This window comes from Burkholderia sp. MSMB0856 (genome assembly GCF_001524645.2).
GTDB classification, from domain to species: Bacteria; Pseudomonadota; Gammaproteobacteria; order Burkholderiales; family Burkholderiaceae; genus Burkholderia; species Burkholderia diffusa.
Genome location: NZ_CP013428.1, coordinates 1090795 through 1105896 on the forward strand (window position 1 = coordinate 1090795; position 15102 = coordinate 1105896).

Annotated in this window: 12 protein-coding genes; 6 read left to right on the forward strand and 6 right to left on the reverse strand. The window is 68.2% G+C overall.

Going from position 1 to position 15102, the window contains the following annotated elements; all coding sequences use genetic code 11:
* Nucleotides 1-87: 87 nt before the first annotated feature.
* Nucleotides 88-2271: an FUSC family protein gene (locus tag WS87_RS22535; RefSeq protein WP_059819037.1), complete on the reverse strand. Its 2184-nt coding sequence runs from the start codon at nt 2269-2271 to the stop codon at nt 88-90.
* 192 nt (nt 2272-2463) lie between these two features.
* Between WS87_RS22535 and WS87_RS22540 the strand changes: the two genes are divergently transcribed.
* Nucleotides 2464-3411, forward strand: coding sequence for a LysR family transcriptional regulator (locus WS87_RS22540; protein ID WP_059525343.1), 948 nt, complete (start codon nt 2464-2466; stop codon nt 3409-3411).
* A 153-nt stretch (nt 3412-3564) separates the two neighbouring features.
* Here the strand turns inward: WS87_RS22540 and WS87_RS22545 are convergent, their stop codons facing one another.
* Both WS87_RS22545 and WS87_RS22550 read right to left on the reverse strand, forming a co-directional pair.
* Nucleotides 3565-3867, reverse strand: coding sequence for a DUF4148 domain-containing protein (locus WS87_RS22545; RefSeq protein WP_059525344.1), 303 nt, complete (start codon nt 3865-3867; stop codon nt 3565-3567).
* A 223-nt stretch (nt 3868-4090) separates the two neighbouring features.
* The gene (locus WS87_RS22550; RefSeq protein WP_059819038.1) at nt 4091-5233 is read right to left on the reverse strand and encodes a porin; all 1143 of its coding nucleotides are present in this window, start codon (nt 5231-5233) and stop codon (nt 4091-4093) included.
* 309 nt (nt 5234-5542) lie between these two features.
* Here WS87_RS22550 and WS87_RS22555 point away from each other — a divergent pair, with 309 nt between their 5' ends.
* From WS87_RS22555 to WS87_RS22570, 4 genes are all read left to right on the forward strand, one after another.
* Complete coding sequence (locus tag WS87_RS22555) at nt 5543-6007, forward strand: VOC family protein (RefSeq protein WP_059525349.1); 465 nt, start codon at nt 5543-5545, stop codon at nt 6005-6007.
* A 73-nt stretch (nt 6008-6080) separates the two neighbouring features.
* On the forward strand, nt 6081-7322 hold the full coding sequence (gene codA / locus WS87_RS22560; protein WP_059819039.1) for a cytosine deaminase: 1242 nt from the start codon (nt 6081-6083) through the stop codon (nt 7320-7322).
* Between the two features lie 178 nt (nt 7323-7500).
* Complete coding sequence (locus WS87_RS22565) at nt 7501-8835, forward strand: chloride channel protein (RefSeq protein WP_059819040.1); 1335 nt, start codon at nt 7501-7503, stop codon at nt 8833-8835.
* Nucleotides 8836-9068: 233 nt separating this feature from the next.
* Nucleotides 9069-9800, forward strand: a complete 732-nt coding sequence (locus tag WS87_RS22570) for a class I SAM-dependent methyltransferase (RefSeq protein WP_059819041.1) — start codon at nt 9069-9071, stop codon at nt 9798-9800.
* Between the two features lie 24 nt (nt 9801-9824).
* On the opposite strand, the gene WS87_RS22575 is transcribed toward WS87_RS22570, so the two are convergent.
* Nucleotides 9825-11243, reverse strand: a complete 1419-nt coding sequence (locus tag WS87_RS22575) for a cytochrome-c peroxidase (RefSeq protein WP_059819042.1) — start codon at nt 11241-11243, stop codon at nt 9825-9827.
* A gap of 101 nt (nt 11244-11344) precedes the next feature.
* Nucleotides 11345-13018: a phospholipase C gene (locus WS87_RS22580; protein WP_059819043.1), complete on the reverse strand. Its 1674-nt coding sequence runs from the start codon at nt 13016-13018 to the stop codon at nt 11345-11347.
* Nucleotides 13019-13365: 347 nt separating this feature from the next.
* Here WS87_RS22580 and WS87_RS22590 point away from each other — a divergent pair, with 347 nt between their 5' ends.
* The gene (locus WS87_RS22590) at nt 13366-14277 is read left to right on the forward strand and encodes an EamA family transporter (protein WP_059690041.1); all 912 of its coding nucleotides are present in this window, start codon (nt 13366-13368) and stop codon (nt 14275-14277) included.
* A 48-nt stretch (nt 14278-14325) separates the two neighbouring features.
* On the opposite strand, the gene WS87_RS22595 is transcribed toward WS87_RS22590, so the two are convergent.
* Entirely contained in the window at nt 14326-14799 is a 474-nt protein-coding gene (locus WS87_RS22595; RefSeq protein WP_006479071.1) for an Lrp/AsnC family transcriptional regulator, read from the reverse strand.
* Nucleotides 14800-15102 lie beyond the last annotated feature (303 nt).

A 15102-nucleotide genomic window follows, 5' to 3' on the forward strand; every position in this document is an offset into this window, starting at 1 on the left:
TTAATCATCGCGGGTGCAGAGCTTATTTCCAATCGGAACAAGGATGACGTTGCGCGCGCATCGATCGCCGCCGACCGCCGTCGACGGTCAGTGACGATGGCGATTGAACGGTGCGTCCTTGTCCAGCAGTGCGCTGCGGATGAAGTGCAGGCAGCCGACGATGCGTTGCATGCGGCGGCGTTCTTCGGGCACCGCGTACCACGCGTGCAGCGTGTGCTGGGCGGCGCGGATCGCCAGATTCACCGATTTCAGCGTGCGCGCATGGTGGCCCGTCGTCGGATCGTCGAAGAAGCGCGGCAGCTCGCGCAGCACCGCATCGATCGATGCGGTCCAGTGCTGCGTCTGCGGCGGTTTCGATTCGCAGAACCCGTGCAACTCGTCGCGCAGGTCGATCACCGCATGGCCGACCTCGAGCGTCGACAGCATCCAGCGCAGCGCGTCGCGATGCTGCCGCGTGCGCTTGACGAGCAGCGTGCGCAACTGCGCCATCAGGTCGTGCGTGCTTGACTGGAAGCGTGCGGCGAGGCCGTCGCGCGTGCCTTCGCATGCGAGCGTGACCTGGCGGCGCAGGTCGTGCGCGATGCGCGACGTGAGCCACGGCATGTGGGTCGGAAACACCACGGCGAACACGATCGAGCACGCGAGCATCGCGACGACGATGGCGAAACCGTTGTTGATCAGCACCTCGGGCGTATACGCGATCGCGTTGTCGGGGCCGGCGAGCAGGCAGAAGAACACCGCGAAGCCAATCCCGTAGCCGGACAGGCCCGGACGCATCGCGAGAAACGCGCCGAGGCCGAGCACCGGCGCGAGCGCCGCGCACAGCAGCGGAAAGCCGTCGATGTTCGGATAGACGTAGCACAGGAACACATAGCCGACGGCCGTCGCGAACGCCGCGCCGACGCCCATCTGCGCGACGAACTTCGGCGCACGCGGCGACGTCGAGCTCAGCGCGCACGCGATCGCGGTGGCGATGACGGCGAGCGAGCCGCTCGGCCATTCGGACGCGATCCAGAACGCGCTCATCGCGCCGACGGCGACGAGCGTGCGCAGGAACGTGAAGCCGACGAAGAACGCATTGGTTTTCACCGCGTAGTGCGTGACCGAGCGTTCGAACGCGTGATCGTCGCGGTCGAGCGACGCGTTGGTGTCGGCATAGCCGAGATACTCGCCGATGAAGCGATACATCAGTTCGATCGCCGTGTCGAAGTCGAGCAGGCCGCCGGCCGCGTGATCCTCGATCTCGCGGCGCGACGCGCGCGCGGCCTTCGGCAGCGCGCCGTGAAAGCGGCGCAGTTCGAGCAGCGCGCCGGTGGTCGACGCGATCCCGCGCTGCCGCTCGTCGCGCAACGCGGTCACCCGCTGCGCGAGCGCATCGATGTGCGGCGCGAGCGCGTCGAGCACCGCGTCGGACCGGTTCGCGCGCAAGCGTTTGACGAGCTGGTGCAGCGCATGCAGGCGCGTGCAGGCATTCATGAACTCGCTGTTCAGGCGCGCGAGCCGGCGGCTGCGCGCGCGTATGTGCGGATCCTCGAACGACGCGAACGCGCGGTTGGCCTCGAAGCCGACGATCTCGTCGACGAAATCGGCGAAGCGCCGCTCGAAATCGCCGCGTGCGAGATCGCCCGACAGCGCGCCGGCCGCGAATGCCGCGAACTTCACATGACGGGCGGTCAGCGAGCGCATCAGCGCCTTCGCGGAACTGAGCGGCAGAATCAGCGCGCTGACCGCGCCGGAGCACGCGATGCCGAGCGCGACTTCCGCGGCGCGCGTGAGCGCGGACTGGAACAGCGTCTGCGGCGTCATCACCGCGGGCAGGCCGATCAGCGCGGCCGTGTAGCCGGCGAGCACGAACCCGTACCAGCGGAAATGGCGGTTGCGGACCGCGAGCGCGATGCAGCCGCCGATCCACAGCGTGATGCCGGCCATGTACAGCTCCGGCTGCTGCGCGAACAGCCCGCCGAGCGCGAGCGCGCCGACGAGGCCGGCCGCGGTGCCGAGCACGCGGTAGAAGCTCTTCGCGAACACCATCCCCGACAGCGGCTGCATCAGCACGAACACGGTCGTCATCGCCGTGCGCGGCTGAGACATCTCGAGCCGCATCGCGATCCCCATCGCGAGCAGCGCGGCGAGCACCGTTTTGGCGAGATGCAGCCAGATCAGGCCGTCGCTCGCGGCCCAGTCGCGCGCGGCGCCGCCGAGTGGATCGAGCCAGGTTCTCCATCGTGCCGGTTCGATGGAAGGTCGCTCGATCGCAGGTTCTGGCTTCATGAAGAAAGAGGGGGGCGCGTGCGGTGTCGCGGCGCGTCCGGACGGGTCCATTCGACTGATGAGGCGCCGATTGTAGGAGTGCGGCGCGCGGGCATTAACGCAGCTGCAGGGAAACGATAGTTGCAGGGCGCGTAACAATCTGTCGCATCCGCTGGAGGAAAATAGCGGCTCCGCTACAGGTGGCTCACAGGAATGGATACCCTACAAAACATGCGGGTGTTTACGCGCGTCGTCGAGACAGGCAGTTTCACCGCGGCCGCACAATCGCTGAATTCGACGACGGGCGCGATGTCGCGCGCGGTGTCGGAACTCGAGGCGCGCCTGCGCACCCGTCTGATGAATCGCTCGACGCGCCGCCTCGCGCTGACGTCGGCCGGCGAAAGTTATCTGCGGCGCTGCCGCCAGATCCTCGCCGACGTCGATCGCGCCGAGGAAGAGGCGAGCTGCGCGCACGAGCGGCCGGCCGGCGTGCTGCGCATGCACAGCTTCGCGAGCGTCGGCCATCACTACGTGATGCCCGCGCTCACGCGCTATCACACGCAATATCCGGACGTATCGATCGAGCTGTCGCTGTCGCAGCGCATGCCCGACCTGTTCGACGGCACGAGCGACATGGCGGTCGTGACCGCGTCGTCGCTGCCCGATTCGGAGCTCGTGTCGCATCTGCTCGGTTCGACCTTCAGCATCCTGTGCGCGTCGCCGGAGTATGTGAAGCGCCATGGCACGCCGGCGCGGCCGCAGGATCTCGGCGCGCATGCGTGCCTGACGCTCTGCACGCCGGCGTTTCCGACCCACGAATGGGTGCTCGAAGGCGCCGAGGGCGTCGAGCAGATCCATGTCGCGGGGCCGGTGCAGACCAACACGGCGGAATCGCTCGCGCTCGCGATTCGCGACGGCATCGGGATCGGCATGCTGCCGCTGTACGCGGCGATCGACGCGTTGCAGGAGGGCACGCTCGTGCGTGTGCTGCCCGGTCACATCCTGCAGAAGATGAACGTGTATGCGCTGTATCCGTCGCGCCGCTTCGTCGACGCGAAGGTGCGCACCTGGGTCGAGATGCTGCGTGCGCAGGTGCCGGGGATGATCGCGCACGACGTCGAGATGCTGAACGCGATCGAGCGGGAACCGCAGGCCGCCTGAGGGCGAATACGCCGAATATGCGACTACGTAAAAAGACGGCCGCGTGCCCGACGGCACGCGGTCCGGCCGCATCCGTCGTCACGGACCGGTTCGCGCGAACTACGCCGCGCCCGCAGGACACGTGTCATGCGGGCGCGGCGTAGCGTCATGCATTCACAGCGCGGGCTTGACGGCCACGCCCGATTCGGTTGCGCCCGCACCGGCCGGGCCATATGCGGCATGCGCGGCCTTGTGCTCGGCGAGCCGTTTTGCCGCCAGGCGTTCCTGCGCGGCCATGATGTCGTCCGGATAGTTGCCGGCATCGCCGAGCGACGGGTTGTAGCCGACCGATTCGAGGTCGTAGAGCTCCTGCAGCACCTGCGCGCGCGTGACGGGCGACTTGGCGGACTGAGCGAACGACAGGGCCGGTGCGGCAAGCAGGACGGCAGCGGCGGCGGTAACGACGAGCGATTTCACGATGTTCTCCTGTAGACGGGGTGTGAGGCCGGTCCGGCGATCGATGTGTGATCCGAACCATCGATGCCAGTCTATGCAGCGCACGCGGGCGCAAAAACCCCGATTCCAGGCAAGCAGATTTCCAGATGGAACAACATTGATGCACGTCGCCCGCGTTGCACGAACCTGTCCGTCAAGACAGGTTCGCGGCAGGCGGGCGACATGCGGTCCTGCGGCGCCGAACTCAGAAGCGCGTGCGCATGCCGATCGTGCCGACGATCTGGTTCGCGGTGCTCGATGCGCCGCCCGACGTGTTGATGAACGCCTGGTAGCCGCGGCCCGACGCGTGCTGATACATCGCTTCCGCGTACAGATCGGTGCGGCGCGACAGCTTGTACACCGCCTGCAGGTCGACCTGGTGCCACTTCGGATCGGTGCCGTGCTTGCTGTCCGGGTTCGACACGCTGGCGTCCGTGTACACGTATGCGGCGCCGAGGCTGACGGCCGGCGTCACCGCGTAGCGCACGTTCACGTCGTAGTTGTTGAACGCGACCTGGCCCGTGGAACCGAACGAGCCCGAGTTGTCGTACTGCGAACGCGTGTAGACGAAGCCGACCGTCGCCGGACCGAACACGTAGCTGACGCCGCCGCCGTAGCTGCGCATGCGGTCCGCGCCCACCGACCAGCCGCCCTGGCTCACGCTCTTCGCTTCGGCTACGTCGGTCGCGCCCGGGCTCGCGCTCGTCGAGCCCTTCGTGCCGTTCATCTGCAGGTAAGCGCCGGCCAGCTTCAGCGGGCCGTTCGTGTAGCTCGCCGCGACGCTGTACGCACGGTTGCCGGCGAAGTTCGTCGAGTTCGAGAAGCCGTACAGCGCGCCGATCTTGAAGCCCGCGATCGTGTCGCTCGTGTACTTCACCGCGTTGTTGATGCGCACCGAGTGGTTCAGGTTGTCGTTGTCGAACGGGTGCGCGAAGCCGGTATCGCCGAAGTCGCCGGACGTTGCGGACAGCGGCGCGACGAAGTCGACCATCGTGTCGTACTGGCGGCCGAGCGTCAGCGTGCCGTAGCCGCTGCTGGTCAGGCCGACGTACGCGTGGCGGCCGAACAGCTTGCCGTCCTGGCCGAGCGCGCCGTTGTTGACGTTGAAGCCGTTCTCGAGGACGAACAGCGCCTTCACGCCGCCGCCGAGATCTTCCGTGCCGCGCAGGCCGAAGCGGCTGCCGTTGACGGTGCCGCTGGTCATGCGCCACAGCGATGCGCCGCCCGCGTTGTTCGTGTACGCGATGCCGGCATCGATCAGGCCATACAGCGTGACCGAGCTCTGTGCATGCGCGAGCGGGGCGAACAGCGCGGTGGCGGATGCGGCGGCAATCAGGGTTTTGTTCATGTAACTGCTCCTGCGTGTGGGACGAGTGACCAAAGTTCGGCGCAAGTGTAGGGGCGGGGTCGCGCGATTGCGGCCGCCGGCGCGCGAGTGCACCGTTGCGAGTTGCGCAAGAGTGCGTCACATGGCGTTCACAAATCGATGCGGAGGCCGGATGGCGTGAGTTTTCGTCGACGGCGCGACGCGAGATGCAGGCCAGCGGCGTTCGCCGTGTCGCGCATTGACAACACGGGCGTCACCGGTGCGGGAGTTGATTGCCGCGCCGCGCGCGTGGAGAATGAGCGGACCCATGCCGAGATCCGGAGACATCCGATGACCACGCCTCGCCGTCCGTCGTTCAGTTCCGCGCTGTGCTACCGCAACCCGAAAGCCGCGCTGGCATGGCTCGAACGGGCATTCGGCTTCGAGCGCTCGATCGTCGTCACTACGCCGGAAGGCGACATCGCGCATGCGGAAATGAAGTTCGGCGACGGCCTCGTCATGATCGGCGGCGCATGGGCCGACTTCATCGCGTCGCCGGAAGACATCGGCGATCGCAACACGCAGCACGTCCACGTGCACCTTCCCGACGACGCGGACATCGACGCGCACTGCGAGCGCGCACGTGCGGCCGGCGCGGAGATCCTGCAGGCGCCGGCCGACCAGTTCTACGGCGATCGCATGTATCGCGCGCGCGACCCCGGCCGGCATGTGTGGACGTTCGGCAAGCACGTGCGCGACGTGACGAACGACGAGATGCGCGCGGCCACCGGCCTGACGATCGAGGATTTCAACTAAGCGCGGCACGCATCGCCGGAGCCGGTTTTCCCCACCACGCGGCGCGCTGGCGCCGCATGACGCCTGGACCCACATGAACCTCTTCAATGCACGCCTGCGCGGTCGCGACGGGCTGTTCACGATCGGCATCGACGGCGACAGGATCGCGCGGATCGACGCGCAAGCCGCGCCGGTGGCTGTCGTCGGCGCCGGCGATGTCGATGCGGGCGGCCGGCTCGCGATTGCTCCGCTCGTCGAACCGCACATCCATCTCGACGCGGTGCTCACGGCCGGCGAGCCGGCCTGGAACATGAGCGGCACGCTGTTCGAGGGAATCGAGCGCTGGTCCGAGCGCAAGGCGACGATCACGCACGCGGACACGAAGACGCGCGCGCATGCGGCGATCGGCATGCTGCGCGATCACGGCATCCAGCACGTGCGCACCCATGTCGACGTCACCGATCCGACGCTGGCCGCGCTGAAGGCGATGCTCGAAGTGAAGGACGAGGTGCGCGGGCTGATCGACCTGCAGATCGTCGCGTTTCCGCAGGAAGGCATCGAGTCGTTCGACGGCGGCCGCGCGCTGATGGAGCAGGCGATCGAGCTTGGCGCGGACGTCGTCGGCGGCATTCCGCATTTCGAGAACACGCGCGAGCAGGGCGTCAGCTCGATCCGCTTCCTGATGGAACTGGCCGAGCGCACCGGCTGCCTCGTCGACGTGCATTGCGACGAGACCGACGATCCGCAGTCGCGCTTTCTGGAAGTGCTCGCGGAAGAAGCGCGCGTGCGCGGGATGGGCGCGCGCGTGACGGCGAGCCATACGACCGCGATGGGTTCGTACGACAACGCGTATTGCTCGAAGCTGTTCCGGCTGCTGAAGCGAGCGGGCCTGAACTTCGTGTCGTGCCCGACCGAGAGCATCCATTTGCAGGGGCGCTTCGACACGTTTCCGAAGCGGCGCGGCGTCACGCGCGTCGCGGAACTCGACCGCGCGGGCCTGAACGTGTGTTTCGGACAGGATTCGATCAAGGATCCGTGGTATCCGCTCGGCAACGGCAACATCCTGCGCGTGCTCGACGCCGGGCTGCACATCTGCCACATGATGGGCTACCAGGACCTGCAGCGCTGCCTCGACTTCGTGACCGATCACAGCGCGACGACGATGCATCTCGGCGACGGCTACGGGATCGCGGTCGGACGACCGGCGAATCTGGTCGTGCTCGACGCGGACAGCGACTACGAAGCGGTGCGCCGGCAGGCGAAGGCCACGCTGTCGGTGCGTCACGGGAAGGTGATCATGCGGCGGGAGCCGGAGCGCATCACGTATCCGCAGTAGTGCGATCGGGGTGGCGGCGGCGCACACCGCCACGGGTCGCCGCCACTCGCGCATTCGGAAAATGCATGAGTTGATCAGAAAAATACGTTTGTCTCATGAGAGGCCGGCGCCTACGATGCGGTCCTGACGGCGGCGTGCATGGTGCGCGCCGTCTTGTCGATTCTCGTTCGCCGACCTCATGCGCCTCGATCTCCCGTCCGCTCCCGCTTCTTCCTCGCCGTCGGCCAGCCCGTTCGCGCGGATGGCTGCCGTCACGGTCCTGACCGGCGTCGGCGCAGGCGTCGGCGGGATGCTGCTCGCGTTGCTGCTGCACGCGATCCAGCATGTGGCCTACGGCTACAGCCTGGCGCACGTCGTCGGGACCGAGAGCTTCCTCGCGGGCGTGACCGGCGCCGAGCCGCTGCGCCGGCTCGCGGTGCTCGTCGTCTGCGGGCTCGTCGCGGGCGGCGGCTGGTGGGCGCTTTACCGGTTCGGCCAACCGCTCGTCAGCATCCGCCGGGCCGTTCGTGCCGCCGATCCGCGGATGCCGTTCGTCAGCACGATGGTGCACGCGCTGCTCCAGATCGTCACCGTCGCGCTCGGTTCGCCGCTCGGCCGCGAAGTCGCGCCGCGCGAGATCGGCTCGCTGCTGGCTGGGCGGCTCGCGCATCGCGCGGGGCTCACGCCCGCCGATTGCCGGCTGATGGTCGCGTGCGGCGCGGGCGCCGGCCTCGCGGCCGTCTACAACGTGCCGCTCGGCGGTGCCGTGTTCGTGCTCGAAGTGCTGCTCGGCACATTCGAACTGCGGGCGCTGGTGGCGGCCGTCGTCACGTCGGCGATCGCGGCGGCCGTCGCATGGATCGGGCTCGGCAACGAACATCAGTACACGGTGCCCGCGTTCGCGCTGAGCGCGCCGCTGGTCGCGTGGTCGATCGTCTGCGGGCCGCTGTTCGGTTTTGCCGCCTACGGCTTCGTGCGGCTCACGACTCGCGCGCGGGCGGATGCGCCGAAGGGTCGCCTGTTCCCCGTGCTCGCGCTGGTCAACTTCGCGGTCATCGGCGTGCTCGCGATGCGGTTTCCGGAGCTGCTCGGCAATGGCAAGGGGCCGGCTTCACTGGGCTTCGACGGCACGCTGACGATCGGCGTCGCGGCGACGCTGCTCGTGCTGAAGGTGCTGATCGAGGCGGGCAGCCTGCGCGCGGGGGCGGAGGGCGGGCTCCTGACGCCGGGGCTCGCGAACGGCGCGCTGCTGGGTGTCGTGCTCGGCGGGATGTGGAGTCTCGTGTGGCCGGGCGCGTCGATCGGCGGATGCGCGCTGATCGGCGCGACCGCGTTCCTTGCCGCGTCGATGCAGATGCCGATCACGGCCGTCGTGCTGCTGCTCGAGTTCACGCGTGTGAATCACGACAGCCTGGTGCCGATGCTGCTGGCCGTGGCCGGCTCGCTGGTTGCGTATCGATTTGCGCAGCAACTGGCGGAGCGGCGGATGGATGCCGCCGCAACCATCGGCACGCCGGCGACGGCGGCGCGGTAGCCAGCGCGCGCCGTCGCAATCCTTGCCGTTTCCCGTTTCCCGGCTTCCGCGCAAGCGTCTGGCGCCGGTCTCGGCCGCGGCCGCTGCACGAGCCGCAGCGTGTCCAATTCGCCACCGGTGTGGCAAGGTGCGGTTAGCTCGCAGCCTTTCATGAATGATCGGCACCTCGAACGTCGCCAGCAGCACGCCGATCGTGCAGAATCGAGCCTCCGATTCCCGCCGACGGATGCCGCATGACCGATCCGAACGAACCATCCGCACGCCGCGTGTATGCAAGCTTCGCGCAACGCTACGCGGACATCGCGCCGACCAAGGCGCACAACGCACTCTACGAGCGTCCGACAACGATGGCACTGCTCGGCGACGTCGACGGCCTGACGGTCCTCGACGCCGGCTGCGGGCCCGGCATCTGCAGCGAGCATCTCGCGCGCCACGGTGCGACCGTTCACGCGTTCGACATCACGCCCGAGATGGTCGCGCTCGCGAGCGCGCGCTGCGCGGGGCTCGCGGTCGACGTCGCCGAGGGCGATCTCGCGGCGCCGCTCGACTGGCTGCCCGACCACGCGTTCGACGCGATCCTGTGTTCGCTCGCACTCGACTACGTGCGCGATCTCGCGCCGACGTTGCGCGAATTCAGGCGTGTCGCGCGGCCAGGCGCGCCGCTGGTGTTCTCGATGGCGCATCCGATGCGCGACTGGATGGACGAGCGCACACGCGGGGACGCCACGTACTTCGATACGAGCCGTTTCGGCTTCCACTGGTCGGGTTTCGGCGAACCGAAGCCCTATGTCGAAGCATGGCGCCGGCCGCTTGCCGACATCCTGAACGCGCTCGCCGACGCCGGCTGGCGGCTCGAGCGATTCGTCGAACCGACGCCGCTGCCGGCGATGAAGGCCGTGTCGGAGCGGCTCCATGCGGAGCTGTCGCTGGCTCCGGCGTTCCTCTGCATCCGCGCGCGCCGCTGACGACGCGCGGCGGACCGCCGATGCTCAGCGTGCCGGCGCGTCGGTCAGCGTGCCGAGAAACGCTTCGATATCCTTGATGTCCTGCGCGGTCATCGCGGGCTTGTCACCGGGTTTGCGGTCGAACGGCGCATCGGTCACATCGACGTTCGCGCGGTACTTCGGCGGAATGTCGTCATATTCGTCGACCTTGCCGTCCGCGCCGCGCGAATAGAACTTCTGCGGCGAGATGCTGCGCTCGTTGTAGAACGCCATCACCTGGTCGAGCGTGTGGAACACGCCGTTGTGGAAGAACACGTGGCGCGTCGCCGCGTTGCGCAGCGTCGGCGTCAGGAACATCGCGCAGTACTGCGTCTGGTCCTTGAGATCCTCGCGGAACGGCCCGCACACGCCGAGATCGTGGAACGCCGGGTTGCGGTTCTGCGCGAGCGCCATGTTGCGCGGCGCACCAAGTGCCTCGTACTGGTAGTCGGTAAACATCGGCGGCAAGCCGTCCTTGCCGGGCTTCGACAGGTGGCAACCCGCGCAATTCGCCTTGTCCGGATCGTTGAAGAGCCGCAGCCCGCGCAATTCGGCCTGCGTCAAGCGCGCACGGCCTTCGAGCCAGCGGTCGTACTTGCTGTCGTACGGATGGAACGACGGATCCTCGACCTGATAGCGCGCGATCGCGAACATCGCCTCCGACACCAGAAGCCGCGGGCTGGAGAACACGCGCGCGCCGAACAGCTGCTCGAACTGCGCGCGATGCGACGACTGCGCGAGCTTGCGCGCGACGTCGTCGATGCTCGCATTCGCCATCTCGACCGGGTTCAGCAGCGGCCCGAACGCCTGCTGCTGCAGCGTATCGGCGCGGCCGTCCCAGAACATCCCGCCCTGCGGCACGAGCTGCGGCGCGGCCGACGCGCCGGCCACCTTTTGCGCCTTGACGACCCCGGCCGCCGATGCAGCCTGCTGCGCGACGCTCGGCGCTGCGTCGTTTTCGCCCGCATCGGGGCCGATGCTGAAATTCGGCTGGCGATACAGATACATCAGCGACGGCGGCGGGCGGTAGCCCTGTTGCGTCATCGCGAGGCCGCCCGGCTGCACGTCGAGCCCGTTCGGCGGCCCGTACGCATGGTCGGGGCTGTGGCACGACGCGCACGACTGCTTGCCGGATGCCGACAGCGACGGATCGGCGAACAGCGCACGCCCGAGTTGCGCGACGGCCGACAGCGGCTGCGCGGCCGGGCGCTGCAGCACGACCGGATGCGGATTCGCGCCCGTCCAGTCGGCGACGACGTCGCCGATCGCCGCCGGCGTGCGGGCCGGAAACGCGATCGCGAATGCGCCGTAGCCGAGTACGGCCGCGCCGAGCGCGAACGCCGCGCGGCGCACCGCGCGGGCAGGGGAACGCGGCGCGGCGGCGCCGGATGCGTCGGGAGACGGGAACGCGGGACGAGCTGTCATGCTGTCGGTCGAAAGTCGGGCGCCGCGTGAAAGCGGCGCGTCAAACGGAAACGGCCGGCGCACGATGCGCCGGCCTGCTGCTGCCGGTTACGCGATGCCGGTCAGATCGACGGCGCCGCGCTCAGCACGGTGCCTTGCGTCGGATCGAGATACAGCGGCGCCGTATTCGGCTTCGACGAGAAGTCGAACAGCCCGCGCAGGTCGCCCGCCGTCGCATCGAACGAACCGCCGCCGATGCGCTGGCCGCCGAGCCAGTTGTCCTCGATGAAGCGCACGACGGACGCCTGGTCGAGCATCGTGTGGTCGACGTAGTTCTGCTTCGCATACGGCGAGATCACGACGAGCGGGATGCGCACACCCGGACCGCATCGGCCGTTCACCGTGCCGCCGTTCACGCCGGTGGTGCCGCCCGAGCCGCACACGCCGTTGCCGTTCAACTGGTCGACCGCGTCGGACGACGAATGCGTCGGCGCCGTGTATGCGTGGTCGTACCAGCCGTCCGAGTCGTCGTAGGTGACGATCACGGCCGTGTTCTGCCAGTCCGGCTGCTGCTGCAGGAAGTTGACGACCTTCGTCACGAACGCCTGCTCGTCGAGCGGATCCGAATAGCCCGCGTGCGCGTCCTGCGCGGCCGGTGCCTTCAGGAAGCTGACCGACGGGAAGTTGCCGGCCTTCACGGCCGCGAAGAAGTCGTCGCTGTCGTACTGGTGGTTCGCCGGTTCGGCCGTCTTGCCGTCGGCTTCGAAGCTCGAACCGATCGCCGCGACCGCGCTCGGCCGCGTGTGCTGCGGGTTGGCAGTCGACGCGTAGTACTGGAACCAGTTGTGGTGCGGGATGTAGTCGGCCGTCGCGGCGTTCACGGCGGTGGCGACGGTGCTGCGGCTACAGCCGGTCGTGCCGTTGCTGTTGGTCGTCGACAGGTTGAAGCCGCCCATGAATCCGCCCCACGTGATCTTCGCGGCGTTCAGCAGGTCGCCGATGTTCTTGCCGCTCATCATCGCCTGGTCGGTCGTGCTCGAGCACACGTCGTAGCCCGGGTCGACGTCGTTGATCATCGTGAAGCCGCCCTGGCCGTCGTTGATGTAGTACGACGTGGCGGCGAGCGTCGACGGCTGCTTCGACGTCTTGACGATCTGCATCCCGTTGGTCTGGCCCGACACGACGTTCAGCGCGCCCGGCGTCGACGGGCCGTAGACCGTCGTATACGCGTTGTCGCTCATCGCGAAGCGCTGCGCGTAATTCCACAGCGCGGTCACGGTGTTGCCGTCGAAATAGCCCATCACCTGGCCCTTCGTGCCGAACGCGCCGGCGCCGCCGGACGAGCCCTTGCCCGTGTATTTCGGGAACAGGTCGGCGAGGCCGTTGTCCTCGGCCTGCTGCTCGGCCGTGTACGCGTGGTTCTGGTCGGCGGTCGCGGCTTGCGTGCGGTCCAGGCGGAACGGGTTCGCGGCGTCGGTGCCGTTGGCCGTGTTCGTGAAGTTCGGGTTCGCGGTGAGCAGCGTGCCCGTCAGCCCGTTGATCGTCGGCGTGCCGGGCTTCGCGGTGAACGCCGGTTCGCCGGACGGGTTCGACGCGTTCGGGTAGGTGCCGAAGTAGTGGTCGAACGACACGTTCTCGCCGTAGATCACGACGACGTGCTTGATCGGCGTGGCGGTCTGCAGCGCATCCTGCGACGACACGGCGGGCGTCGACGAGGGGTCGTCGCTGCCGCCGCAGGCGAACAGCGCAAGCGCCGCGCCGGCGCACGCGGTGACGAGCAAGGCTTGACGGAACATCGGGAAACTCCAGGTAGGTTTTCGACGGTGGAGCGCGGCCCCGTTGCCGTGTCGGTTCGGCGCGAAGCTCGCGATAGAGCACCGGCATTGAAACAGTCCGGTATGAAGATATGGGGGCGGAGCGGTTTCGCGACGGTTGCGCCGCGGTATCGATTTCATTACGGCGCGACGCGGCGCGAAAGAAAGCGGAAAGGGACGGAGCGGATGCAACCCGGGCGACACATTCGGCGATCGGCACGGCCATGGCCGCGGATGTCGCGCGGGGCGGGCGATGGCGCACGGCGGGCCGGTTCGTCCGGGATGCCGGGCCGCGTTCCTTTTTGACAATCGGGTGACGCATTCATACGATGGTTGGCTCGCGGCGACGATTTCGCGTTGCCGGCCGTCAGCGAGTGTTCAGCGTGCCGATCCCCGTTCTGTTTGCCGTCCTGTGCGCCGCCTTCCTGCATGCGGCGTGGAATGCGCTCGTGCGCAGCAGCGGCGACCGGCTGCGCTCGGCCACGGTGCTGCAGATCGCGATCGGGCTGTTCGCGCTGCTGTTCCTGCCGGCCGCCGCGCCGATCACGCCCGCGAGCTGGGTTTGCGTCGTCGCGTCGGCGGTGATCCACGTCGTCTATACGCTGCTGCTGGTGCGCGCTTACGAGCACGGCGACCTGACCGTCGCGTATCCGGTCGCGCGCGGCACCGCGCCGCTGCTCGTCACGCTCGGCGCGGCGGCGTTCGCGGGCGAGCGCCTGAACGCGGGCGCGCAATGCGGGCTCGTGCTGATCTGCGCGGGCATCATGGCGATCGGGCTGGAGCGGGGCCGCGGCGCGCGGCACCGGATGACGCAGGTGTTGCCGACCGCGTTCGCCACCGGCGTATCGATCGCCGCGTACAGCGTGGTCGACGGGATCGGCGTGCGGGAAAGCGGCAGCACGGTCGGCTATACGGCGTGGATGTTCGTGCTGACGGGGTTGCTGATGGCCGCGTACTACCGGCTGCGCGCGGGGCCGCTGCGGCTCGCGCAGGATGTCGGCGAAACGGCGAAGGCCGCATGCGGCGGTGTCTTCGCGGCGCTTGCGTACGCGATCGTGATCTGGGCGATGGATCGCGCGCCGATGGGCCCGGTGTCGGCGCTGCGCGAAACGAGCGTGGTGTTCGCGGCGTTGATCGCCCGCGTGTATCTCGGCGAGCGGCTGACGCCGCGTCGCGCGGCGGGATGCATGGTGATCGCGGGCGGCGCGCTGCTGATCAGCGCGTTCGAGGCGGTGCGTTGAGCGCGGCAGCCGGGCATTGCGTCGCCCGGGCGGTCGCGCGGCGCCGTGTCAGCTTTCCACCGGCATCGCACTCGTGCACTTGATCTCGTCGAGGCACACGCTGGAATGCACGCCGCTCACGCCGGGAATCCGCATCAGCGTTTCGAGCAGGAACGTGGACAGCCCCTTCAGGTCGTGCGCGACGACCTTCAGCACGTAGTCGATATCGCCCGTCACCGAGAAACATTCCTGGATCTGCGCGAGATCCGACACGAGCTTCTGGAACTTCGACAGGTCGCGGATATGCCCGCGCTCCATCGTCACGTGCACGAACGCGGTGACGCCGAACCCGAGCGTGTCGGGGCACAGACGGGTTTCGTAACGGCGGATCGCGCCGATTTCCTCCAGCCTCCGGTGGCGTCGCAGCGTCTGCGCGGGCGACAGGCCGACGGCCTTCGCCAGGTCGAGGTTCGACGCGCGGCCGTTCTCCTGCAGCACCGACAGCAAGTGGCGATCGATGCGATCGAGAACCGGTTCAGGCATTTTTGTTTCCTCATCTGTCTCCCGGATGCAATCTTATCTCATAATGTAGGGTTTGCATGAGCGGGTTACGCAACCCGATTTCGCCGCCGCGACGCTAAACTGACGCCGGATTTTCGTGTGCGCCCGCAGCAATGCTGGCGAGGGCGACGGTCGGCGGCCGGTCTGGCGGGCCTGCCGACAGGAAACGGGTGTCGCCGCGCGAAGATTGCAGTCCCCCAACCCGGCGGCTCCACGAACGGCCGCCGGCACAGCAAAACAGCGCCCGGCACACCGAGGCGCGCCGCACCGCTTCCGGCGGAGGCG